The following is a 22,943-nucleotide window of genomic DNA, read 5'->3' on the forward strand; positions in this document are numbered from 1 at the left end:
ATCGCCCCCCGTGTCGCCCCCAGCAGGCGCCGACCGCTCGGAGTCCCGGCATGAGTTCTCCACTGCAGGTCCCACGCATGCGTGCCACAGCGCGTCGGGTCAAGGCGGGAGGTGAAAGGTTCCTCGGCGGCGTGTTGCCCGGGGCGTCGTCCCGGAGACTGCGGGAGGCCGCGTTCGCCGATGACTGGGCCGCGGCCAACATGGAGGCCCGAGCGGCCACCGGGCCGCTGTGGGTCGTGCTCGGCGACTCGGTGAGCCAGGGGATCGGCGCCACCACCCGCGAGGTGAGCTATGTCGGCGTCGTGCACGAGTTGCTGCGCCGTCGCGACGCCTGGCGCGTGGTGAACCTGTCGCGCGCGGGCGCCGGGGTGGCGGACGTTCTGGGCCGCCAGCTGCCCGAGCTGGTCGCGCTCACGTCCGAGCAGCCGGCCGCGCTCGTGAGCTGTGTCATCGGCATCGAGGACGTCGCGCGTCGCACGCCGGGCCTGGACACCTCGTTGCGGCAGGTGATCGCCGCCCTGCCCGCAGGCTCCGTCGTCGGCACCATCCCGCGTATCGGACGCGGCGGGCCGAACCCGGCCCTCGACTCCGTGATCCGCGAGGAGGCGGCGCGCCACCAGCTGCGCATCGCCGAGCTGCCTTCGAACCCCGGCCGGGGTCGCGACCACACGATCCTCGGCGACGTCGGGCACTCCGCGTGGGCCAAGGCCGTGATCGCCGCGATCGACGGACCCCCCGCCGAGATCGCCTCGACCACCGACCCCGCCATCCCCGTGGTGCCTGCTGTGCCCGACCCCAACTAGCCCGCTCCGGTCGCATGAACGATCGGAGCGGCCGCATCACCGTCCATGAGCTGAGCAAGCAGTTCGGGTCGGTCGTCGCGGTGGACGGCGTGAGTTTCTCCGTGGAGCCCGGCGCGGTCACCGGCTTCCTCGGCCCCAACGGCTCCGGCAAGACCACGACCCTGCGGATGATCCTCGGGCTCGTCACGCCCACCGCGGGCGGCGCGCAGGTCAACGGCGGGCCGTACGCGGAGCTGCCCGAGCCGGCCCGGGTCGTCGGCGCGGTGCTGGAGGCGCAGGGGTTCCACCCGGCCCGCACCGCGCGCAAACACCTGTCGGCGTGCGCGGCCGCCATCGGGGTGCCGGACGCCGCCGTCGACCACGTGCTCGCCTCCGTCGGTCTCAGCCAGGACGCCGATCGCGCCGTCCGCGGCTACTCCTTGGGGATGCGGCAGCGACTCGCCCTGGCCGTGGCGCTGCTCGGTGATCCGCAGATCCTGATCCTCGACGAGCCGGGCAACGGGCTCGACCCCGAGGGCATCGCGTGGCTGCGGGCGTTCCTGCGGGGCTTCGCAGGCCAGGGCCGCACGGTGCTCGTGTCGAGCCACGTGCTCGCCGAGGTCGAACAGACCGCCGACCACCTCGTGGTGATCAGCAGAGGGCGCTGCGTGTTCCAGGGGCCGCTCGCGCAGCTGCGGGGATCACGCCGCGCGCGCGTGCTGGTGCGGTGCTCGGCGCCCGTGCAGCTGGCGGAGGCGCTGGCCCGCACCGGGATCCTGGAGATCGACACCCTCCCTGACGGACGACTCGGGGTGGCGGGAGCCGACCCTGTGCACATCGGGAACGTGGCGCTGGGCGCCGGTGTGGCGATCTACGGGATGGTGGAGGAGAAGATCGACCTGGAGCAACTGTTCTTCCAGCTCACCGCCGCCCCGTGGGGGGCGGGCTGATGGTCCGGCTGCTGCGTGCCGAGCTGCGCAAGGTGCTCTCCACGAAGCTGTGGTGGGCGCTGCTCGTGCCCGCGGTGCTGCTGTCGATCATCATCAACGTGTTCGGTGGGTTGTTCACCGCTGCCATCCCCGACGACGACGGCAGGCTGCCGCTCCTGATCGGGTCGCTCGCCTACGCGCTGGGCCTGACGGCCGTGTTCGCGGCCAGCTACGGCGTCGTCGCCACCGCGGGGGAGTTCCGCCACCGGACGATCACCACCACCTACCTGCTCGGCCCGCGGCGCGGGCAGGTGCAGCTGGCCACCATGGCCTCCTGCGCCGCGGTCGGGGCCGTCTACGGGGCGGTTGTGGCGGTGTTCGGTGTGCTGGCCGGGCTCGCGGGCGATGCGGGGACAGCGTTTCCCGGCGGGGTCGAACTGCTCGCGGTCAGCCTCATCGGCATGGCGGTGGCCGCACTCTGGTCGGCGCTGGGATCCGCTCTGGGCGTGCTGGTCGGCAACCAGGTGGGCGGGCTGGTCGGCATTCTCGTGTACCTGCTGCTCGGGGAACTGCTGATCTCCGGCCTGCTCAACAACTCCGACTCCGACACGCTCCCGCGACTCACGCCCTATCTGCCGGGCAACGCAGGCGACGTCGCGATCTACGACATCCCGGCTCACGTGCTCGGAGGCAACGAGATCGCCGGCACCGTGGTCGAGGGCCTCGCCGGTGTCACGGACCCACCGCCGTGGTGGGGCGCCCTGCTCGTGCTCGTGGTGTGGACGGCCGCGGTGGCGGCGACGGGATGGGTGGTAGGTCGCCGTCGCGATGTGACGTGATCTTCCGGGCGTTGACGCGAGAGTGTCGGCGACGCGACATACGGTGTGTTCGTGCTCGACACTGCTTCCCCCGGCTGGATCCGCCGGCTTGTCCGAGCCTCCTTCCGCCACCGCGGCATCGCGATCGGCGCATTGGTCGCATCGGTGTTCGGCGTCAGCCTGGACGCCATCGGGCCACTGCTCACCCGCGTGGCCGTCGACGACGCGGTGGTCGGGTCCACCGCCGTGCTCGGTGCGGTGGTGGCGGCCTACCTGGTGCTGGCCGCCTTCCGCTTCGGCGCGGCGTTCCTGCGCCGCTATCTCGGCGGCAGGCTCGCCCTCGACGTGCAGCACGACCTTCGCCGGCAGGTCTTCGACGCCGTGCAGCGCCTCGACGGGCAACGCCAGGACGCTCTGCGCACCGGCCAGGTCGTCTCCCGGGCCATCACCGACTTGCAGCTCGTGCAGTCGCTGCTGTCGATCGTGCCGCTCTCGATCGGCAGCGTCGTGCTGGTGGTGGTGTCGATCGGCGCGATGTTGTGGCTCTCGCCGCTGCTCACGGTGGTGGCGCTGGTGATGCTGCCCGGCGCCACGTGGATCGCGCTGCGCGCCCGCACGAAGCTGTTCCCGGCCACGTGGTCGGCGCAGCAGCGTGCCGCCGACATCGCCCAGCACGTCGAGGAGACGGTCACCGGCGTCCGGGTCGTCAAGGGCTTCGGGCAGGAGGGCCGCGAGGTCCGCGCGCTCGAACGTGCCGCGGTCCGGCTCTTCGGTGAACGCATGCGGGCCGCCCGGCTCACCGCCCGGCTCAACCCCACGCTGCTCGCGCTGCCCACGCTCGGCCAGGTCGGGGTGATCGGCTTCGGTGGCTGGCTCGCACTGAACGGCTCGATCAGCCTCGGTACCTTCCTCGCCTTCACCACCTACGTCGCGCAGCTCGTCGCCCCCGCGCGCACCCTCGCTGCGCTCGTCGTGAGCGCGCAGCTCGCGCGCGCCGGGGTCGAGCGCGTGTACGAGCTGGTCGACTCGCGCCCCGACGTCGTCGACCCGCCGGATCCCCGGTCGCTGCCCGAGGGCCCGCTGGCCGTCGAGCTCGATCACGTCCGGTTCGGCTACGGGCGGCGCGAGCCGGTGCTCGACGGCGTCTCGCTACGCGTCGAGCCGGGCGAGACCCTGGCTCTGGTGGGCCCCGCGGGATCAGGCAAATCCACAGTGGCGCTGTTGCTGCCACGCTTCTACGACCCCCAGGAGGGCGAGCTGCGGCTGGGCGGGGTGCCGCTGCCCCAGCTGCGGCTCACCGACTTGCGGCGTGAGCTCGGCGTGGTGTTCGAAGAGGCTTTCCTGTTCTCCGACACCATCAGGGCCAACATCGCCTACGGCCGTCCCGAGGCGAGCGACGAGGAGGTGCGGGCGGCGGCCCGGGCGGCGCAGGTCGAGTCGTTCGTGGAGACGCTGTCCGACGGCTACGACACCCTCGTCGGCGAACGGGGGCTGACGTTGTCGGGCGGCCAGCGCCAGCGCATCGCACTCGCCAGAGCCATGCTCACCGAACCGCGCGTTCTTGTGCTCGACGACGCCACCTCCGCCGTCGACACCGCCACCGAGGCGGCCATTCACGAGACGCTGCGCACCCTCACCGCCGAGCGCACCACGTTGCTGGTGGCCCACCGCCGTTCCACGCTCGCCCTGGCCGACCGGATCGCCGTGCTCGACGGCGGCCACGTGGTCGACGTGGGCACGGAGGCCGAGCTGCTGCAGCGGTGCGAGCTGTTCCGGGAGCTCCTCGCCGTGGGTGGGCCGTCGCTGGACGAGACGGCCGCCACCGCCGCGGCGAGCGCGCCCCCTGCGCCGTGCCTGCCACGGCACGTGGGTGCCACGCCGGAGCTCTGGCCCGAACCGGACGCCAGCGCTCCGGCGGCCGCCGCGTCCGGAGCGGCTCTCCGCGCTGCTGCCGCGATGGCCGGTGTGCCGGGGGGCGGTCTGCGCGCAGGAGGTGGCGCGGGTCGCGGCGGTGCAGGCCGAGGCGGTGGCATGGGAGGCGGCGGATCGGCCGCGATGGCGGGCGCCGTGCCCGCCACACCGGAGCTGCTGGCCGCGGTGCAGGCGCTGCCGCCCGCCACCGAACAACCCCGCCTCGGCAACCTCGACCCCGCCGCGCCCGACCCTGGCTTCCGGCTATCCCGGCTGCTGCGCCCGGTACGCGCGCTGCTCGTCCTCGCGATCGTGCTCGTGGCGCTCGACGCCCTCAACGCCCTCATGTTCCCGAGCGTCGCGCGCCTCGCCGTCGACGGCGGGATCTCCGCGCACTCACCGAACGTGCTGCTCACGGCCACGCTGGTGGGCATCGGGCTGGTGGCGATCGGATGGTTCGTGGTCGCCGCGCAGACCGTGGTGGCCTCGCGGGCCGGGGAGAGCCTGCTCTACCTGCTGCGGGTGCGCAGCTATGCCCACCTGCAGCGGCTCGGGCTGGACTACTACGAGCGCGAGCTGTCCGGCCGGATCATGACCAGGATGACCACCGACGTCGACGCGCTCTCGACGTTCCTGCAGACCGGGCTGGCGCAGGCGGTGGTCAGCCTGCTCACGATCGTCGGTGTGGCCGTGGCGCTCCTCGTCACCGATGCGGAGCTGGCCCTCGTTGCGCTCGCCGCGCTGCCCGTGCTGGTGATCGCCACCGTGGTGTTCCGCAGGTTGTCGTCGGTGGCGTACGCCGACGCCCGCGAAAAGGTCAGCATCGTCAACGCCGACCTGCAGGAGAACGTCTCAGGTGTGCGTGTCGCGCAGGCCTATGTCCGGGAGGAGCACAGCGCCACCACCTTCGGCGAGCGCAGCCTGGCCTACCGCCATTCACGGCTGCGCGCGCAGCGCTACATCGCCATCTTCTTTCCCTTCGTGGCGTTCCTTTCCGACGTCGCGCAGGCGGTGGTGCTGGGCGTCGGGGCGTCCCGCGTCGCGTCCGGTGAGCTCACACCGGGCGTACTCACGGCGTTCCTGCTCTATCTGGGGCTGTTCTTCGCTCCCGTGCAGCAGCTCTCGCAGGTCTTCGACGGTTACCAGCAGGCCCGTATCGGGCTCACCCGCATCTCGGGCCTACTGCGCACGCCCACTTCGGTGCCGCCCGAGCCCGTGGGTCGCCCGGTGCCGGTGCCCCCGCGGCTGCGCGGTGAGGTGGAGCTGCGCGACCTCGGGTTCTCCTACGCCGGGGCCGACCGGCCCGCCCTCGAACACGTGTCCCTGCGGGTTGCGCCCGGCGAGACGATCGCGCTGGTCGGAGCCACCGGTGCGGGCAAGTCCACTGTGGTCAAGCTGCTCGCCCGGTTCTACGACGCAGGCACGGGAGCGGTGCTCGTCGACGGGGTGGACGTGCGGAACTACCCGCTGGGCGAGTATCGGCGCAGGCTCGGCATCGTCCCGCAGGAGCCGCACCTGTTCACCGGCGACGTCGCCGCCAACATCGCCTACGCCCGTCCGGACGCCACACCTGCCGAGATCGAGGCCGCGGCCCGCGCGGTCGGAGCGTTGGATCTGGTGCGCAGCCTGCCTGCCGGGTTCCGGCAGGTGGTCGGGGAGCGTGGACAGGGGCTGTCGGCCGGGCAGCGACAGCTGGTGGCGCTCGCCCGAGCGGAGCTGGCCAACCCCGACGTGCTGCTGTTCGACGAGGCCACTGCCGCACTCGACCCTGCCACCGAGGCCGCCGTGCTCGCCGCGAGCGACCGCGTGACGTCCCGACGCACCGCGTTCGTGGTCGCACACCGGCTGGCCACGGCCGCACGGGCCGACCGGATCGTGGTGCTCGACGACGGTCGCATCGTCGAGACGGGAACGCATGCGGAGCTACTTGCCATGGGCGGCTATTACGCCCGGCTGTGGCAGGCGGGAGAGCTGGAGCCCGCGGCATAGCCCGAACCGCTGCACTCCGGACCCGGCATCACGCCCGTATTCCGGGCAGCCGCGGCCGGCTGGCCCGTCCGGAAACAGAAATGGCGGACGGCGCCCGGCCGGTCGGAAGCCGCGATTCCACGGAAGCGCTCGCAGGAGAATTCCCGAACGCGCTCGCCTGTGATTTCCGGGTACATTGTGCGACCCCGGTCGTGGGCAATGGCTACCCTCGGGATGGACGAATTCGGTGGGGTGTGTCCGACCAACGGCGGCCGGGGAATGCGGGAAGGGAACCCGGCATGACGGTGGAGCGAGGCGATCTCGTGGCTCTGACGGCTACGGAGGCCGCCCGGCGCATCCGAGCCCGAAGCCTGACGTCGGTGCAGCTGGTCACGGCCTGTCTCGAGCGGATCAAGGAGCGCGACCCCGATCTCCAGGCCTGGGTCGAAGTGGGTGCGGAGCCTGCGCTGGCCGAGGCCGCGGTGCGTGATGCCACGCCCCCACAGGGTGCGCTGCACGGCGTTCCGGTCGGCATCAAGGACAACGCCGACGCCGTGCCCTTCTTCACCCGTTTCGGCTCGCCGATATACCGGAACAACAAGCCCCGGCGGGATGCCGCACATGTGGCGAAGCTACGTGTCGAAGGTGCGGTGATTCTGGGAAAAACGGTCACCACGGAATTCGCCACCTTTCCGCCCGGTCCCACGCGCAACCCGCGGGCACCCGGCCGTACGCCGGGCGGTTCCTCCTCCGGCTCGGCGGCGGCGCTGGCCGATCATCATGTGCCGCTGGCGAGTGGGAGCCAGACCGTGAGCTCGCTCGTTCGCCCTGCTGCCTTCTGCGGCGTGTACGGCTGGAAGGCGAGCTTCGGTCGCCTGCCGCTGGAGGGCATGCTCGCCACATCCGACACCCTGGACACGTTGGGCTTCCTGGCGCGCTCGGTGGACGACTTCCTGTTGCTGCACGAGATCTTCCTCGGCGAACTGCCGGCGCCACCCGCCCCGACGAACCTGCGCGTCGGTCTGCATGCCGGTCCGACCTCGAACGAATGGCACCCGGAGATGCAGGGGCTGCTGGCCCGGGCGGGCGAGGAGCTGCGACAGGCGGGATTGTCGGTGGTCGACGTCGATCCCCTGCCCTTCTCGGTGGACGCGGGCATCGAGCGTCAGTGGCAGATCATGACGCACGAGATCGCGGCGCTGCTCGCACCGCGCATCCACGGTGAGGAGTCGCAGGTCACCGCCGCGCTTCTCGACATGCTGGAGGAGGGTCGTCGCGTCAGCGAGAAGACCTACGTCCAGGCCATGGAAGGTCGTGAGTCCGACCGGGCCGCCCTCGCCGGGGTGTGGGCGGACTGCGATCTCCTGCTCACCCCGGCGGCACTGGGCCCTGCCACGCCGGGCCTGGCCACCACGGGTAATGGCCTGTGCGGCAGGTTGTGGAGCTACCTGGCCGTGCCCAGCGTCGCCTGCCCGATGGGGGCAACCGAGGCCGAGAACCTTCCGCTGGGCCTGCAGACGATCGGCCCGGAGGGCCAGGATGGCGCCACGCTGCAGGCCACGAAGATCATCGCCGGCATCGTCGGTTCGCCCTTCGCTCCCTGATCTCACGAGCCGAACGGCCACCGTCGTCGAGCCGTACCGGGGCCCTGGGTCCCACGAACCGGTCGAATCCTGCCCGATGTCGGGCAGGAAAGTTGGGTTTCCACGCCTCTGCAGGGCACTATCTCCTCTCGTGCCCGCCGGACCATACGACGACCTGATCGCCCACCTGGTTCGTAGCACCCCGCTCAATACGAGTGAGGCGGCGCGGGTGGTGGCTGAGGTCGTCGGGTACTTCGCCGAGCAGTTGCCGGATTACGTCCGGCGGCGGCACGCGGAGCTGAAGAACCGCGGGCTCACGAACGACCAGATCTTCGCGGTGGTGGGTGCCGAGCTGGCGTCACGGCGGGTCGCGCCGCCGCCGCAGTCGGCCCGTCAGCTGCGGCGGATGGTCTACGGCTAGTCGACCGGGAGGAACTGTATGTGCGGCATCGTCGGTTACGTGGGGCCCCAGGACGCTGGTCCGATCCTGCTGGAGGGGCTCGGGCGGCTGGAGTACCGCGGCTACGACAGCGCCGGGCTCGCACTGAGTGCCAAGGGCGGGCTGAAAGTACGCAAGGTGAGCGGCCGGGTCGCCGACCTCGCGGCCGACCTACCGGCTCGGTTCAAGGGGGCGCCCGGCATCGGGCATACGCGCTGGGCCACGCACGGCGAGCCGAGCGAGGCCAATGCCCACCCGCAGCTGGACACAGCGGGTCGGATCGCGGTGGTGCACAACGGGATCATCGAGAACGCCGACGAGCTGCGCGCCAAGCTCACCGCCGACGGCGTCGAGTTCGCCTCACAGACCGACACCGAGGTCGTGGCGCACCTGGTGGCGGCGGCGTTCGCGGCGGGGGCGGGCGACCTGGAGCAGGCCGTGCGGCAGGCGCTGCGCCAGGTGGTCGGGGCCTACGGGCTCGCGGTGCTGGACGCGGAGCACCCGGACCGGATCGTCGTCGCCCGCAACGGCAGCCCGGTGCTGCTGGGCGTCGGGGAGAAGGAGATGTTCGTGGCGTCCGACGTCGCCGCGCTGATCGGGTACACCCGCCAGGTCGTCTACCTCGACGACGGCGAGCTCGCGACGATCACCGCGGGCGGCTACCGCACCTACACCCTCGACGACCGGTCCACCGCGAAGAGCCCGTCCACGATCGACTGGGACATCGTCGGGGCCGAGATCGGCGACCACGCGCACTACCTGATCAAGGAGATCCAGGAGCAGCCGAGGACGATCGAGCGGGCGCTGAAGGGCCGTATCGACGAGCGGTTCGCCACCGCCCACCTCGGTGGCCTCAACCTCACCGTGCGCGAGGCCCGGGAGATCCGCCGCGTGAAGATCCTCGGCTGCGGCACGGCGTGCTATGCGGGCGAGCTCGGCGCGCAGCTGATCGAGGACCTGGCCCGCGTGCCGGCCACGGCGGAGGCGGCATCGGAGTTCCGCTACCGCAACCCGGTGGTCGAGCCCGACACGCTCTACGTCGCCGTCAGCCAGTCCGGCGAGACGATCGACACGCTCGCCGCGGTGCAGGAGCTGCAGCGCAAGGGCGGCCGTGTGATCGGGATCGTCAACGTCGTCGGCTCCACGATCGCCCGCCAGGTGGACGGCGGCATCTACCTGCATGCCGGCCCGGAGATGTCGGTGGCCGCGACGAAGTCGTTCACCTCCACGGTGACCGCGTTCGCCCTGCTCGCGCTGCACCTCGGGCGCATCCGGGACCTCTCGCCCGAGCAGGGGCGCCGGATCATCGCCGGGCTGCTCGCGCTGCCCGGCCAGGTCGCGCGGATCCTCGAGCAGGAGGACGCGATCGCCGAGGTGGCCCGGGAGATCGCCACGAGCAACAGCGTGCTGTTCGTCGGCCGCCGCCGGGGATGGCCGGTGGCTCGCGAGGGCGCGCAGAAGCTCAAGGAGGTCTCCTACGTGCACGCGGAGGCCTACCCCTCGGCCGAGCTCAAGCACGGCCCGCTCGCGCTGGTGAGCCCCGAGCTGCCGACGGTCGCGGTGGTGCCCGACGACGACCTGCTCGAGAAGAACACCTCGACCTTGTCGGAGATCAAGGCACGCAAGGGGCCCGTGATCGCGATCGCCCACCGCGATCTGCCGTCCGACCTGGCCGACCGCACCCTGGTGATCCCGAGAAGCGAGCCGGAGCTCGACCCGATCCTGCTCTCGGTACCGCTGCAGCTCCTCGCCTACCACGCCGCGGTGGCACTGGGCCGAGACGTGGACAAGCCGCGCAACCTCGCCAAGAGCGTCACGGTGGAGTAGCTCCGGCGAGCCAGGGACAGGGCGCCACCGGCTCGATGCACATCGGCACGTGCGGGTGGCCGACGTAGGTCTCCACCGCGCCGTCGGTGTGCCAACCGAGGCGCTGGAAGAACCGCTCGTTGGCCACCTGCACGTGAGCGCGCATCAGCCGCGCGCCTCGCGCACCTGCGGCACCCACGGCGAACCGCACCAGCGGTGCGCCCAGGTTCGCCGTGCGGAACTCCGGCAGTACCGCGAGCCGGTCGCCCAGCCACTCGCCCGGTCCGGTCGGGTAGAGGCGAACCGCCCCGGCTGGGCGCCCGGCGTGCAGCGCGAGCACGTGGATCACGTCGGTGCGGGCGTCGTGGGCGTCCATGTCGGTTTCGGCGAAGACTCCCTGCTCCTCCACGAACACGACGTGCCGGATGCGGTGGTGCGCGGCGATCCCAGCGGCGTCACGGGCGGGACGGCAGTGCACCGGATCCACACCCACCAGCACGTTCACCGCCGGCACCGGGCGTACCCGCGACGGCCGGGACAGCGCTGGCGCACTCATTCCGGCCGCTTGCCGATCTGCAACAGCGGGGCACCGCTGCCGGTGGGACCGCACGGTGCGGGGGCGCCGGCGTGCTGCACGAGGTTCAGCGAGGAACAGGCCTGGCACCGGGCGCAGCCGGCGACGGCCGTCTCGGCGCCGAGCCCGCGCTCGGCGAGGAAACCGGCCACCTTGCGGTAGATCGGCTCGGTGTACTCGCGCGATGGAGCGGGCACGTCCTGCATGAGCGAGCCGGCCACGGGCCGCAGCGGCACCACGAACGGATAGACGCCGATGTCGACGGCGCGCTTGCACATCTCCACCGTCAGGTCGGGGTCCTCGCCCATGCCGAGGATGACGTAGGTGGAGACCCGGCCCTCGCCGAAGAGCGCGACGGCGTGCTCCCAGGTGCGGAAGTACGTCTCGATGCCGGTGCGGAACTTGCCGGGGGCGACGCGGGCGAGCACCGCCGGGTCGAACGACTCGACGTGGATGCCGAGCGCGTCGACGCCCATGTCGTGCACCTGGTTGATGGTCGTGAGGTCGCGGGGCGGCTCGAACTGCACCTCCACCGGCAGCCCGGCGGCCTCCTTCACCGCCTGGCCGCACCGGGCGACGTAGAGCGCGCCCCGGTCGGGCGCCACCGACGAGCCGGTGGTGAGGGTGGCGTCGACCGCGCCGTCCAGTTCCTTCGCGGCGACGGCCACCTCGGCAAGCATCTCCGGGGTCTTCTTCGCGATCGTGCGGCCGGCGGCGAGGGAAAGCCCGATGCCGCAGAAGCCGCACTGGTCGGAGTTGCCCCAGTAGTTGCACGCCTGCACGACGGTGGACGCGAGCGAGTCCAGGTGCAGCAGCGCGATGTGGTGGTACGGGATGCCGTCGGCGGTGGTGAGGTCGTAGAACCGCGGCCTCGCCGTGCCCGACACCGACGCGACCTTGGTGCCGTCGCGGTAGATGCCCTGGCCGTCGTCCTCCGCTCGCAACGAGTAGGGCGAGGACTCGCTGGGCGGCACGGTGACGGGCACGCCCTCGATCCACAGCATGCCCGAGTCCGACGGGCCGGCGCCGCCTTGGCGGGACGTCTCCAGACGGGTCTCCAGTCGCAGGCCCACACTCTGCAGTTCCATGATCAGCCCGGCCACCCCGAGGGTGGTGCCGTCGTCCACCGCGGTCATGTGGCCCCCGTCGTTCACTAGAGTGTGTGATCGTGTCCTATAGGAAACCTGCGCCCCGTGCCGTGTCAAGCGAGGGATCCGTGGTGCCACGGATGGAGCCGGCGGCGAACCCACGGTTTCGGTGTGACCATCGCCGCACGCAACCGGGCCATGCGGCGCGTCGCCTGCGCAACCTCGCAGGCCGGTAGGTGGGCGCCACTAGCGTGTTCCCCCATGCTGTCTCTGCTCCCCAGCACAGCTCGGACGCTGCTTGCCCGCACCGCTCGCGCCCAACGCGACGGCCGTGTCCCGTCCCTGGTCGCGGGTGTCGTCCGCGGAAGGGACCTCGTGTGGTCAACCGGACGTGGCGAGATCAGCGAGCCGCACGACGATGTCCAGTTCCGCCTCGGTTCGATCAGCAAGATCGTCACCGCCATCACCGTGCTGCGCCTGCGTGACGAGGGCCGGCTCAGCCTCGACGACCCGCTCGACCGGCACCTGCCCGGCACGCCGCTGGGCGGCCGGACCGTGGGCCAGCTGCTCTCGCACCTCGCCGGGGCGGGCTCGGAGAGTCCCGGGAACTGGTGGGAGCGCACTCCGGGCACCACGCTGAAGGGCCTCGGACTCTCCGACGCCGATGTGGTGCTGCCCGCGGCGCGCCGCTTCCACTACTCGAACCTCGGGTTCGGCCTGCTCGGCGCGCTCGTCGCCGAGGTGCGCGAGCGCGCATGGGAGGAGGTGGCCCGCGACGAGGTGCTGATCCCGCTCGGCATGAGGCGCACCACCCCTCGGCCGCGCGGGCGCGCCGCACAGGGCTATGCCGTGCACCCGTGGGCCGACGTGATGCAGATCGAGCCCGAGCACGACGCGGGGGTGATGGCACCCGCAGGCCAACTGTGGTCCACGGCTGCCGACCTCGCCCGGCTGGGTTCGTTCCTGCTCGGTGACACGCGCGGTGTGCTCTCGCCCGACACCGTCGAGGAGATGACCGTCCCGGCGGGCGTCGACTCGTCGGCCCTGACCTGGTCGGCCTACGGGCTGGGCGTGCAGGTCCAGCGGGTCGGCACCGACCCCGCCCGGCCGGGTCCGGTCCTGGTCGGCCACGGCGGTTCGATGCCGGGCTTCCTCGCCGGCCTCTGGGTGGACCGCGAGGAGTGCTCCGGGGCGCTCGCGCTGGCCAACACGACCGCAGGCATGGACAGCGGGCTGACGACAGGGCTGCTCGCCGACCTGCGCGCCGCCGAGCCCCGGATCGTCGAGCCGTGGAAGCCGAGCAGCTCGCCGGTGCCGCTGGACGTGCTCGGGCCCTGGTTCTGGGGCCCGACGCCCTACGTGCTGCGGGCGATCCCGGGTGGTCTGCTGCACCTGGGTGGCCTCGGCAGGCCGGGTCGCAGCAGCCGGTTCCGGGCCCGCCCCGACGGCACCTGGGTGGGTCTCGACGGCTACTTCGCAGGCGAGACCTTGCGGCTCGACGCGGAGGCGCTCAACCTCGCGACGTTCGTCTTCACCCGCACGCCCTACGACCCGGCCGCGCCGGTGCCGGGTGGCGTCGACGCGGCCGGGTGGGGTGTGCACCCCTAGGTCGCCACCTCGGATCGATCCGGGGCGTTCAGGGCGATCGGCAGGTGGGCCCGGGTCGACACCGCGATCAGCGTGGTGCCGGCCAGTGCGATGACGACGAGGCCGCCCAGCAGCACCGGGTATCCCACCACGCCGGAGAGCGCGGCGAGCACGGTGGGCAGCAGGAACCCGACGTAGGCCACGGCGTAGTAGACGCCGGTGATTCCGGCGAGCTCCGAGGGCGGCACGAGCCGCTGGATCTCCAGCAGCCCCGAGACCACGGCGATGCCGTATGCCACGCCGAGGACCACTGCGGCGAGGAGTGCCAGCAACGGCGAGTGCAGCTGCGCACCGAGCACGCTGACCCCGAGGCCGCAGCACATGATCACCATGGCGACCACGATGGCGCGCGCGTCGGTCAGCCGGTCGAGGCGCCTCGCGATCGGCTGCACCGCCGCCCCGGCGCCGAGCGTGCAGACGGTGAGCAGCGTGGAGTAGACCAGGTCCCAGTGGCCGAGCTGACCGCCCACGACCTGCGGCATCGTCGCGTAGGCCACCCCGGCGGCCCCGAAGACCCAGGGCGTCATCGGCAGGACGACGCGCAGGAACCGGGGATGGCGCACGGCCGGCACCCTGAACCCGGCCCGCCGAACGTTCGGGTCCGCCGGGGTGGCGTGGCGGTGACGGGTCTCGGGGCTGCGCAGCAGCAGGGGAAGCACCGCGATCGTCAACGCGAGGTGCACCACATAGGGCGTGACCATCGGCCATGGCCCCCATTGGGCGAGCACGCCGCCCACTCCCGCGCCGAGGCCGAAGCCCAGCGTCAGCGAGAGGGCAGCCCGGCGTGCACCCGTGCCGGGATGGGCGGACGGGTCGTAGGGAGCCTCGGACAGCTCCTTGGTCCACGTCGTGCCGACGGCCATCGCGATGGCGACCGCCACACCGGACACGAACCGGCCGAGGAAGATCAGCAGCGGGCCGGACTCGCCGAATGCCAGCAGCGCGCTCGCCAGCACGGAACACAGGACGCCCGCAATGAGCAGCGGCCTGCGGCCGAACCTGTTCGAGAGCCCGCCGACGATCAGCAGCGCAGGCGCCAGGCCGACGACGTAGGCGCCCAGGAACTCGTCGACCGTGAGCACCGAGTACCCGGCCGTCTCCCGGTACATCACCAGGAGCGGGGTGAACTGGTTGCCACCCCACCCGCAGCAGAACATCGCGGCGGCAACTGCGATCCATGAGCGTTTCATCGCCACGGCCCCCGCCGCGCCCCGCCCGGCCGCGTGCGCTCCGGCCGGTGGGTGCCGTCGAGGTGGGAGCGCAGCAGCTCCGCGAAGTACTCGGCGTCCCCGTCGGCGACGGCGTCGGCGAGCGCTTCGTGCTCGCGCAGCACGATCGCGACGTGCTGGAGGTTCGGGCCGAGGGCGTGGATGTTCATCCGCCGCTGGCGGTCGGCGAGCGTCGCGTAGAAGCGGGTGGTGATCGCGTTGCCCCCGTCCGCCACGATGGCCCGATGGAAGGCCTCGTCGGCCTCGGCGAAGGCGACGAGGTCACCGGCGTCGGCGAGATCGTGCTGCCGCTTCAGGATCGCGCGCAGCCCGGCGGCGGCCTCGGTCAGCGTCGCCGCGGTACCGATCCCACGCACCAGCCGGCGCACGGCGGCGGTCTCGAGCGCCTCCCGCGCGTCGAGCACGTCGTCGGCCTCGCCGGGCGGAACCGGCGCCACGACGGCACCGCGCTTGGGGATCAGCTGCAGCAGCTCTTCTTCCTGCAGGCGCAGGAAGGCCTCCCGCACGGGGGTGCGGCTCATCCCGAGCCGCTCCGCGATGTCGCCCTCGCTGAGCAGGTGCCCGGCCGGGAGCTCCCCGGAGAGCACGAGTTCCTTGGTGGCGAGGTAGGCCCGGACAGCTGCAGGAGGGTCCTTCGAGATCGGCGACATGCCTCGACAGTAGGCGTGAGATACAAGCTTGTATCTATGACGTTGCTCTATGACCTGCATCTCCGGGCGCAGCTCATCCCCGCCACCGAGTGGTGGATGCCGAGGTCAGGTCAGAAGTCGGACAGCAGCCGGGCGCGGCGCGACTCGATCCCCGGGCGGCGGGCGTCACCCGGCGCCAGCCGTTCCACGAGCCGGTCGTGCACCTCGATGTCGCCGCGGCCCAGCGGGTGTGCCGCGAACTCCGCGAGCAGATCGACGTCGTCGGCGTCGAGCACCGCGCGGCGCATGGACACCTCGAGCTCGTCGCGCAGATCCCGGATCTCCGGGGCGTCCGACCGCGGCAGCAGGGGCCCCGGGCACGAACGGAGGGCCTCGGTGGCCCGGCCTGCGCGCAGCGCGCGTCGTACCGCTGCGAAGTCGGCGTCGACGATGGCGTCGAGCCGGTACGGCCGGGTGCGCAGGACGTCGGAGCCGATGAGTGTGCGCAGCCGAAGGATCTCTCCGCGCACAGTGGTGGGGTTGCCGTCGTCGCCATAGAGCAGCAGCGCGAGCCGCTCGGCGGTGAGCCCGTCGGGATACAGGGTCAGCGCGGTGAGCAACTCGGCGGGCCGCAGCGTGAGCGGGATCGGCTTCCCGTTCAACAGCATGCCGGGCGAGCCGTGCCCCAGGAATCGCAGCGAGAGTGCGCTGCGGGTGGCCCGAGCGGCCGTCGGACGCGGAGCGCGCAGAAGGTAGCCCTCGGCGAGCGGCTCGACCATCATCTCGCGGCCGTCGTCGAGCAGGATCCGGTCGGCGCCCGGTGGGAGCGTGACGCGCTCGGGCCACAAGCCGTACGGCTCGCCCGCCACGATCCGGCCGGTCGAGGTGACCAGGGCACCGGTCCCGCCGCGCAGGCTCGTCAGGTGCGGCATGTTGCGCACGCGCAGCCGTTCGTCGGCGATGGCCAGGCGCACGCGCAGCTGGTTCTCGGCGAGCTGGGCGGTGGCCGACACGAGCTGCACCATCGCCGGGTGCACGGTGTGCAGGGGACCACTGATGTCGATCGCACCGAGGATGTCGCCGGTGTCGGGGTCGTGCACGGGGGCCGCGGCGCAGGTCCAGGTGTGGTAGGTGCGGACGAGGTGCTCCGCCGAGTGGATCTGTACGGGCGCGTCGACGGCGAGCGTGGTGCCCATCGCGTTGGTGCCGATCGCGTCCTCGGTCCAGCGCGTGCCCGGTGTGAGACCCACCTCGTCGGCCGAGTGCAACAGCCTGGCCGCACCCTCACGCCAGAGGATGGTGCCCTCGGCGTCGGTGACGAGCATGACGTGCATGGCCTCGTCGGCGATGCTCACGAGGGTGCTGTGCAGCAGCGGCATGACCTCGCGCAGCGGATGTGCCGCGCGTAGGTCGGGCAGGTCGGCATCGCCGACAACCACGGGTGGCGTGCGGCGGTCGGGGTCGACCTGCGCGGCCAGGCTACGTCGCCATGACTCCGACACGAGTGAGCGCGCGGGAACCGGACCGGACCCGCCCGCCAGCACGGCATCGAAGACCTCGTGGAGCAGGCGGGCGTGCTCGGCGGCGTCATGCACATCATGAGTCGTCATCAGCACTCCGAGCATCATCGCCCCAGGACCGGCTCATCATCACGCAGTGATCCGGATGGAGCAACACAGGCCCGTTGCGCGTGCAACGTCCAGGCAACGTGTGCGCCCATAACGTCACCTGACCATCGACGACGAGGGCAGAGAGGTATCCCGTGACGACGGACGCCGTACTCGACATCCGCCCCGCCGTGCTCGAACCCGCGGCGGGACGCTCACCCGCGCCACGGCGGACGGCGCGCATTCTCGTCGTGGACGGTGAGGGGATCGTGCGGTTCGGCCTGCGCCAGCTGTTCGCCTCCGACCCGCACCTCGCGGTGATCGGCGAGGCCGCCACACCGCGCGACGCGCTCGTGGTCGCCGACCGCTGCCCACCCGACCTCGTGATCCTCGACGTCGACCTCGGCCGGGGTGGCGCCGCGGGCGTGGAGCTCGCCCGGATGCTGCTCGAACGCCACCGGGGTGTGCGGATCCTGGTGCTGACCGGCTGCCGTGATCGCGAGATCATGCTGAGCGCCGTACGGCTCGGGGTGCACGGGTATGTGCGCAAGGGCGCCGACACCAACGACATCGTCCGCGCCGTGCACACGTTGCTGCGCGGCGAGAGCGTGTTCGACTCCGGTGGTCACAGCGCATCGGTCTCCCCGGACATCCCCCGTGACGACCGCCCGCCCGCCCGCGCATTCGGCAGCGCGATGCTCACCGAGCGCGAGAACCAGGTGCTCCGGCTGCTGGCGATGGGCATGTCCAACCGTGAGATCGGGCGCACGCTGGTGATCAGCGAGGCCACGGTCAAGTTCCACGTGCGGAACCTGCGGGACAAGCTCGACGTGCGCCGCCGCACGGAGATCGTCTACACCGCCACCCGCCAGGGCATGGTGTAGCGCTCGGCAACACGGCGGCACGCCATCTTGTCCACCATGGGCTGTGTCCGTTTACGATGCTGTACGTGGACGCAGCCGAGCGGGGTTCGTGGGAGCCGATCGTCGGTGCGATCGGGCCCAAGCTCCGTGAAGCCCGTCAGCAGCTCGGCCTGTCGCTGCAGCAGCTCGCGGCGCGGGCCGAGGTGTCGGCCGCGGCCATCCACAAGGTCGAGCGCGGCGACATGGTGCCCACGATCACCACGCTGCTCAAGCTCGCCGGTGCTGTCGGTCGGCCCATCGGGCACTTCGTCGACGACGGTGCACCGCCGGCCCCGGTCGCCACGTTGATCAGGGCCGACGAGCGCCCTTCGGCTCCGCCGGAGTGGGCGCCCGCGGCCGACGGCGTCGACGCGACAGCCATCGCCCTGCCGACGGCTCGCCTGCCGGCGAGCGGAGTGATCGCCGACGTGGATCCCGGGGGCGGCAGTGGTGACACCAGGCCGCAGCGCCCGGGGGAGGAGGTGCTGTTCGTGCTCGACGGCACGTTGCAGGTCGAAGTGGCGGGCGAGCGATATCGGCTGCGCACCGGCGACGCGCTGCACTACCCCACCGACCGCCCGCACCGCTGGCACAACGCGGAGGCGCTCCCGGCCCGCGCCGTCTGGTTCTCGGTGCGGTCGTGACGAGCGCACCGGAGACCGCATCACTCGCCGAGATCGTCGACGCCGTCCTGCGCCACCCGGGACTGCGGGCGAAGGCCGAGATCGGACTCGTTGCCGAAGCCCTCGGCGCGGAGGTGACGGGCGACGCCGACTGGCTGCGCGGCCCCGGCGACGACGGCGCAGTGGTGGACGCCGGCGGCTCCCGCGTGGTGGCCTGTGGCGAGGCGATCTTCCCCCCGTTCGTCGCCGCGGATCCGCACGGCGCCGGGTTCGCCGCGGTGCTCACCAACGTCAACGACCTCGCCGCGATGGGTGCCGAGCCGCTCGGCATCGTCGACACGGTGGCGGCGACGGAACCGGTGGCACGCGCGGTGCTGGCCGGGATGCGGGAGGCCGCGCTGCTCTACCGCGTGCCGATCATCGGTGGCCATCTCACCTTGCACGACGGACCGCCCGCGGTGTCGGCCTTCGGGGTCGGGCACGCGCCCGTACCGCTGTCCGTCACGCGTGCCGAGCCGGGCCAGTCGCTCGTGGTGGCGGCCGCGCTCGACGGCGAGATGCGCGCCGACTTCCCGTTCTTCCCCGCATTCCGCAACCGGGGTGAACGCTGTGCGGGGGACGTGCGGCTGCTCGCCGACCTCGCCCAGGCCGGCACCTGCGTCGCGGCGAAGGACATCAGCATGGCCGGGCTGATCGGGTCGCTCGCGATGCTGCTGGAGTGCGGCGGGCTGGGCGTACTGGTCGACCTCGACGCCGTGCCCGCCCCGGCCGGTGTGCCGCTGACCCGTTGGCTGAACTGCTTCCCGAGCTTCGGCTTCCTGCTGTGCGTGCCGCGCGGGCGCGAGGACGAATGCCTTGCGGCGTTCGCGCAGCGGGACCTCGCCGCCGCTGTGGTCGGAGTTCTGGACGACACCGGCGAGCTCGCGATCGGCTCGGGTGGCGAGCGGGCCACGGTGCTGCGGCTCGACGAGTTCCGGGTGACCGGCCTGCCTCGCTAGAAGGCGTACCTATCGATCCAGCGCCTGCGTGAGCTCGTCGAGGAAGGCGGCCACCGGCCCGAGCGTCATCAGGCCGCTCCCCGCGCCGGCGAGTTCCGCGGCAGCAGGGGCGAGGGCGTCGAGCGCACGCTGCATCGTGCCGCGTTCGTCCAGCGCGACGGCGGCTCGGGCGATCAAGCCCCACAGAGCTTCCTGGAGGTGATCTCGCGGCGGGTCGGGCAGCGTGCGCAGTGCCGTCGTCGCGTCGCCGAGGTGGCCGTTGGCGATCAACGTGAGCGGCCGGACCCAGGGCGTGTAGGGACCCCCGTCGATGTCGTCGTCGGCAGGCGCAGGGAGGCCGAGCCGGATGCGGACCGTGAGAAGGGCGAGGGGAAGCAACCCCCGCTCCAGACCGGGCATCCCGGCGCTGTCCAGGGCATGCGCCGCGCTGCGGTAGGTGGCCGCTGCCGACGCGAGGTCGTCGGCGTCCGCGGCGACCCGGAGCGCGCGGTGCCAGGTGGTGAAGACGGTGATCAGTGGTGATCCGTAGCGTTCCGCGAGACGGTCGGCCACGAGTGCGTGGACGTCGGCACCCGCGAGATCACCGAGACCGCTGAGTGCCTGCATGCGGATCAGCCGACCCAAGAGCTCGTAGGTCTCCAGTCCGTGCATGGTCGAGATCTCGATCAGCTCGGTGCCGATCGCGTCCCGCTGCGTGGCGAGTCCCGTGCGATGAAAGGTCTGCATGAACAGGCCGTTCAGGGCGAAGGCGAGCAACGCAGGGTCGCCCGACCGGCGGGCTCTCGTCACGGCCTCCTCCGCGGCGAGCCGACCGCGGGGGTCCGTCACGCCGCGCGATTCGAGGGCGATCGTGGCCAGCAGTCTCGTCCGCTCCGGTCCGGGTGCGCCGGCGGGAAGTGCGGCGAGTGCGCGTTCGGCCGCGGCGACGACGGCTGCCGCCTGTTCAGGGTCGTCGGAGCGGCTCCAGATCGCCGGGACGTCGTAGGCGCCGATGACGCGGGCGGTCAGATCGGCGTCCCCCAGCCCCTCGGCGGCGAGAATGCTCGCCATCCGCTGGTGGCGCGCGGCCACGAGCCCGCTGCCGCCGGTCACGGCGAGGCTGCGCAGGAGGTCGACGGTGGACCTGAGGCGAGCACGGGAGTCGACGGTGACCGGGCGGCTGTAGGCCGCGATCGTCTCGGACCAGACCTGACCGGCCGCTGTGCCGACGACGGGTGGGGCGTCGAGGTGGGCGGCCTGCCGGAGGATGTCGGTCTCCAGGTGGCGCAACCGGGGGCCGGGTGCGAGGCCGAGGTCCTCGCCCAGTCGCGAGCGGGCGCGACGGACGACCTCGAGCGCGTCCTTCTGCCGCCCGGCCCGGTACAGCGCGATCGCCAGGAGGCGCCACCCCTCCTCGCGCCACGGATGCTCGGCCGTATGAGCGTCCAGGTCGGGCACGACGGCGTCGACGTTCCCGACGTCGAGCAGCGCGCGGGCGCGGAGCTCGACGGCGCCCAGCCGCAGCTCGGCGAGTCGGGACCGCTCGGAGCGTGCCCAGAGATCGTCCGGCAAGTCGGCGTAAGCCGGTCCACGCCACCAGGTGAACGCTTCGTCGAGCACCTGCACGGCGCGGCTCGGGGGAAGGGCGCGGGCGGCGCCGACCGCATTCTCGAAGCGCCGGGCGTCGACCGAATCCGGCGTCGCACGCAATGCGTACCCGGAGCCCTCGGTGACGAGCAGCCGGGCGGGCGCGCGCGGGAGGCGATCGGGTTCGAGCACGCGACGCAGAGCGCTGACGAACGTCTGGATCACACCGGGGGCGTCCGCGGGTGGAGCGCTCCAGAGATCGTCGACCAATGTCGCGAGGGGAACGATGCGCCCACGCGCCACGATCAGCCGGGCGAGGACGGCTCGATGGCGGGGGCCCTTGAGGGGGATCGCCGCTCCGGCGTCGTCCCACGCGGTCACCGGTCCGAGGACGCCGAACCGGACCCGCACCCCGCCTCCGTCCCGTGCTGACCGGTTGCTCAGTCGTCCGGCCCAGGCTGGTGCCATCTCATCAGACGAGGAAAGGACCTCACGATGGCTCCGGTCATCCCCGGATTCACCCGCCGGCGTGTGTGCGTGGCCGACGGGGTCGAACTCTCCGTCGCGGTGGGCGGCACCGGCACTCCCGTCGTGCTGCTTCACGGGTTCCCGCAGACCCACCTGATGTGGCGCCACGTCGCCACCGACCTGGCGGCCGATCACACGGTCATCTGCCCCGACCTGCGCGGCTACGGCGACAGCGACAAGCCCGCCGAGACCGACCCCGATGTCTACTCGAAGCGGACCATGGCTGCCGACGTGGTCGCACTCGCCGCCGCACTCGGACACGACCGGTTCGCCCTCGCCGGACACGACCGCGGCGCCCTCGTCGCCGTTCGCGCAGGGCTCGACCACCCCGACGTCATCACCCACCTGGCCGCTCTCGACGTCCTGCCGACCCTGGACACCTGGGACGTCCTGCACGGCACCTCGGCCGCGGTCGCGTTCCACCTGTACCTGATGGCCCAGCCGCCCGGTCTGCCCGAGACCATGATCGCGGCGTCACCGGACGCTTTCTTCGGGCACTTCCTCGACATCTGGACCCGGGACCCTGCCGCCATTCCCGGCGACGTCCGCGAGGCCTACCTCGCAGCCTCGCGCAACGCCGTTCCCTCCATCGTGGCCGACTACCGCGCTTCGGCAGGGATCGACGTCGACCACGACACCGCCGACCGGCGCGCCGTCAACCTCCTCCGCATGCCCGTGACGGTGCTCCAGCAGGACTGGGGCGCGGCTCTGGCCTATGACGCCGCCGGCAGGTGGAAGGCGTGGGCGTCGGATCTGCACCACGCCACCGTCACATGCGGCCACTTCATGGCAGAGGAGGCGCCCTCCACCGTCAGCGCGATGCTCCGAGCGCTACTGAGCCGCTAGCTCGGCGTCGGTGGGGTGGGGCCGGCGGTCGCTCAGGCGCCGGCGACCCGCAGGTGCCGCCGCGGCTCCACCGGATCGAGCGTCGGGCAGATCCCGGAGCCGGCGGCGAGGCCCAGCACGGCGGGCTCACGGCCGGCCGCGGACGCGCCGCGCAGGGCCATGTCGGTGGCGAGCCCGAAGATCCACAGCATCCGGTCGGCGTCGTGCCAGCGGTGGCGCTCGGCGAAGTCGAGCCATTCGTGCGGCGGGATCGTCGTCTGCGGCGAGTACTCGAGCTCCGCCCAGGTGACGGCCGTCTCGAACAGGTCGACCATGGCGTCCGGGTCGGACTCCACCTGGAGAAGTCTGTCGTGGTGGACCCGACGTTCCGGATCGGGCCGGCACTGGCCGTGGCAGGCGAGCCGGGCGAGCCGCTCGGAAGGGCGTATCAGCGACACGGTGGCCTCCGCAGGAGAAATGGAGACCCCGAT

General features: G+C 72.1%; 19 protein-coding genes. 12 read left to right on the forward strand and 7 right to left on the reverse strand.

Annotation, left to right across the window (positions count from 1 at the left end):
- Nucleotides 1-50 precede the first annotated feature (50 nt).
- The 7 genes from ABD743_RS34615 (at nt 51) to glmS (ending at nt 10,257) form a co-directional block, all read left to right on the forward strand.
- On the forward strand, nt 51-803 hold the full coding sequence (locus tag ABD743_RS34615; RefSeq protein WP_344727339.1) for an SGNH/GDSL hydrolase family protein: 753 nt from the start codon (nt 51-53) through the stop codon (nt 801-803).
- A gap of 14 nt (nt 804-817) precedes the next feature.
- Complete coding sequence (locus ABD743_RS34620; protein WP_344727341.1) at nt 818-1,732, forward strand: ABC transporter ATP-binding protein; 915 nt, start codon at nt 818-820, stop codon at nt 1,730-1,732.
- Nucleotides 1,717-2,550 carry an ABC transporter permease gene (locus ABD743_RS34625; RefSeq protein ID WP_344727343.1) on the forward strand — a complete coding sequence of 278 codons (834 nt, stop codon included), beginning with the start codon at nt 1,717-1,719 and terminating at the stop codon, nt 2,548-2,550. Before ABD743_RS34620 ends, ABD743_RS34625 begins: the two co-directional genes overlap by 16 nt.
- Before the next feature lie 51 nt (nt 2,551-2,601).
- Nucleotides 2,602-6,429 (forward strand): ABC transporter ATP-binding protein, encoded by a 3,828-nt coding sequence (locus ABD743_RS34630; protein ID WP_344727345.1) that lies wholly within the window; start codon nt 2,602-2,604, stop codon nt 6,427-6,429.
- Nucleotides 6,430-6,707: 278 nt separating this feature from the next.
- Nucleotides 6,708-8,012: an amidase gene (locus ABD743_RS34635; RefSeq protein WP_344727347.1), complete on the forward strand. Its 1,305-nt coding sequence runs from the start codon at nt 6,708-6,710 to the stop codon at nt 8,010-8,012.
- Between the two features lie 130 nt (nt 8,013-8,142).
- The gene (locus tag ABD743_RS34640; protein WP_344727349.1) at nt 8,143-8,412 is read left to right on the forward strand and encodes a hypothetical protein; all 270 of its coding nucleotides are present in this window, start codon (nt 8,143-8,145) and stop codon (nt 8,410-8,412) included.
- Nucleotides 8,413-8,430: 18 nt separating this feature from the next.
- Nucleotides 8,431-10,257 carry a glutamine--fructose-6-phosphate transaminase (isomerizing) gene (gene glmS / locus ABD743_RS34645; protein ID WP_344727351.1) on the forward strand — a complete coding sequence of 609 codons (1,827 nt, stop codon included), beginning with the start codon at nt 8,431-8,433 and terminating at the stop codon, nt 10,255-10,257.
- Here glmS and ABD743_RS34650 read toward each other — a convergent pair.
- The gene (locus ABD743_RS34650; RefSeq protein WP_344727353.1) at nt 10,244-10,792 is read right to left on the reverse strand and encodes an MSMEG_0567/Sll0786 family nitrogen starvation N-acetyltransferase; all 549 of its coding nucleotides are present in this window, start codon (nt 10,790-10,792) and stop codon (nt 10,244-10,246) included. The genes glmS and ABD743_RS34650 overlap by 14 nt on opposite strands.
- Nucleotides 10,789-11,946 (reverse strand): MSMEG_0568 family radical SAM protein, encoded by a 1,158-nt coding sequence (locus ABD743_RS34655; RefSeq protein WP_344727355.1) that lies wholly within the window; start codon nt 11,944-11,946, stop codon nt 10,789-10,791. The genes ABD743_RS34650 and ABD743_RS34655 overlap by 4 nt, the downstream gene beginning before the upstream one ends.
- A gap of 213 nt (nt 11,947-12,159) precedes the next feature.
- Here ABD743_RS34655 and ABD743_RS34660 point away from each other — a divergent pair, with 213 nt between their 5' ends.
- Entirely contained in the window at nt 12,160-13,506 is a 1,347-nt protein-coding gene (locus ABD743_RS34660; RefSeq protein ID WP_344727357.1) for a serine hydrolase domain-containing protein, read from the forward strand.
- Here the strand turns inward: ABD743_RS34660 and ABD743_RS34665 are convergent.
- From ABD743_RS34665 to ABD743_RS34675, 3 genes are all read right to left on the reverse strand, one after another.
- The gene (locus ABD743_RS34665) at nt 13,503-14,735 is read right to left on the reverse strand and encodes an MFS transporter (protein WP_344727359.1); all 1,233 of its coding nucleotides are present in this window, start codon (nt 14,733-14,735) and stop codon (nt 13,503-13,505) included. The two genes, ABD743_RS34660 and ABD743_RS34665, sit on opposite strands and share 4 nt — an antisense overlap.
- The gene (locus ABD743_RS34670; protein ID WP_344727361.1) at nt 14,732-15,424 is read right to left on the reverse strand and encodes a GntR family transcriptional regulator; all 693 of its coding nucleotides are present in this window, start codon (nt 15,422-15,424) and stop codon (nt 14,732-14,734) included. The genes ABD743_RS34665 and ABD743_RS34670 overlap by 4 nt, the downstream gene beginning before the upstream one ends.
- 110 nt (nt 15,425-15,534) lie before the next feature.
- Entirely contained in the window at nt 15,535-17,013 is a 1,479-nt protein-coding gene (locus ABD743_RS34675; protein WP_344727363.1) for a GAF domain-containing protein, read from the reverse strand.
- Nucleotides 17,014-17,165: 152 nt separating this feature from the next.
- Between ABD743_RS34675 and ABD743_RS34680 the strand changes: the two genes are divergently transcribed.
- The 3 genes from ABD743_RS34680 (at nt 17,166) to ABD743_RS34690 (ending at nt 19,533) form a co-directional block, all read left to right on the forward strand.
- A complete protein-coding gene (locus ABD743_RS34680; RefSeq protein WP_344727365.1) occupies nt 17,166-17,894 on the forward strand; it encodes a LuxR C-terminal-related transcriptional regulator in 729 nt (242 codons plus the stop codon).
- Nucleotides 17,895-17,959: 65 nt separating this feature from the next.
- Nucleotides 17,960-18,556, forward strand: coding sequence for a cupin domain-containing protein (locus ABD743_RS34685; RefSeq protein ID WP_344727367.1), 597 nt, complete (start codon nt 17,960-17,962; stop codon nt 18,554-18,556).
- Nucleotides 18,553-19,533: an AIR synthase related protein gene (locus ABD743_RS34690; RefSeq protein WP_344727369.1), complete on the forward strand. Its 981-nt coding sequence runs from the start codon at nt 18,553-18,555 to the stop codon at nt 19,531-19,533. The genes ABD743_RS34685 and ABD743_RS34690 overlap by 4 nt, the downstream gene beginning before the upstream one ends.
- Before the next feature lie 9 nt (nt 19,534-19,542).
- Here ABD743_RS34690 and ABD743_RS34695 read toward each other — a convergent pair whose 3' ends face one another.
- Complete coding sequence (locus tag ABD743_RS34695; RefSeq protein ID WP_344727371.1) at nt 19,543-21,510, reverse strand: AfsR/SARP family transcriptional regulator; 1,968 nt, start codon at nt 21,508-21,510, stop codon at nt 19,543-19,545.
- Nucleotides 21,511-21,594: 84 nt separating this feature from the next.
- Here ABD743_RS34695 and ABD743_RS34700 point away from each other — a divergent pair, with 84 nt between their 5' ends.
- Entirely contained in the window at nt 21,595-22,473 is an 879-nt protein-coding gene (locus ABD743_RS34700) for an alpha/beta fold hydrolase (protein ID WP_344727373.1), read from the forward strand.
- Nucleotides 22,474-22,505: 32 nt separating this feature from the next.
- Here ABD743_RS34700 and ABD743_RS34705 read toward each other — a convergent pair whose 3' ends face one another.
- Nucleotides 22,506-22,910, reverse strand: a complete 405-nt coding sequence (locus ABD743_RS34705; protein WP_344727375.1) for a hypothetical protein — start codon at nt 22,908-22,910, stop codon at nt 22,506-22,508.
- Nucleotides 22,911-22,943: the final 33 nt, after the last annotated feature.

This window comes from Pseudonocardia yunnanensis (assembly GCF_039534065.1).
In the GTDB taxonomy this organism is placed as follows: Bacteria; Actinomycetota; Actinomycetes; order Mycobacteriales; family Pseudonocardiaceae; genus Pseudonocardia; species Pseudonocardia yunnanensis.

What these genes read in the sequence shown, in the direction of transcription:
- ABD743_RS34615 (WP_344727339.1), top strand. Translation starts at nt 51, where the DNA reads ATGAGTTCTCCACTGCAGGTCCCACGCATGCGTGCCACAGCGCGTCGG.
- ABD743_RS34635 (WP_344727347.1), top strand. Translation starts at nt 6,708, where the DNA reads ATGACGGTGGAGCGAGGCGATCTCGTGGCTCTGACGGCTACGGAGGCC.
- glmS (WP_344727351.1), top strand. Translation starts at nt 8,431, where the DNA reads ATGTGCGGCATCGTCGGTTACGTGGGGCCCCAGGACGCTGGTCCGATC.
- ABD743_RS34655 (WP_344727355.1), bottom strand. Translation starts at nt 11,946, where the DNA reads ATGACCGCGGTGGACGACGGCACCACCCTCGGGGTGGCCGGGCTGATC.
- ABD743_RS34675 (WP_344727363.1), bottom strand. Translation starts at nt 17,013, where the DNA reads ATGACGACTCATGATGTGCATGACGCCGCCGAGCACGCCCGCCTGCTC.
- ABD743_RS34650 (WP_344727353.1), bottom strand. Translation starts at nt 10,792, where the DNA reads ATGAGTGCGCCAGCGCTGTCCCGGCCGTCGCGGGTACGCCCGGTGCCG.
- ABD743_RS34660 (WP_344727357.1), top strand. Translation starts at nt 12,160, where the DNA reads ATGCTGTCTCTGCTCCCCAGCACAGCTCGGACGCTGCTTGCCCGCACC.
- ABD743_RS34665 (WP_344727359.1), bottom strand. Translation starts at nt 14,735, where the DNA reads ATGAAACGCTCATGGATCGCAGTTGCCGCCGCGATGTTCTGCTGCGGG.
- ABD743_RS34620 (WP_344727341.1), top strand. Translation starts at nt 818, where the DNA reads ATGAACGATCGGAGCGGCCGCATCACCGTCCATGAGCTGAGCAAGCAG.
- ABD743_RS34700 (WP_344727373.1), top strand. Translation starts at nt 21,595, where the DNA reads ATGGCTCCGGTCATCCCCGGATTCACCCGCCGGCGTGTGTGCGTGGCC.
- ABD743_RS34670 (WP_344727361.1), bottom strand. Translation starts at nt 15,424, where the DNA reads ATGTCGCCGATCTCGAAGGACCCTCCTGCAGCTGTCCGGGCCTACCTC.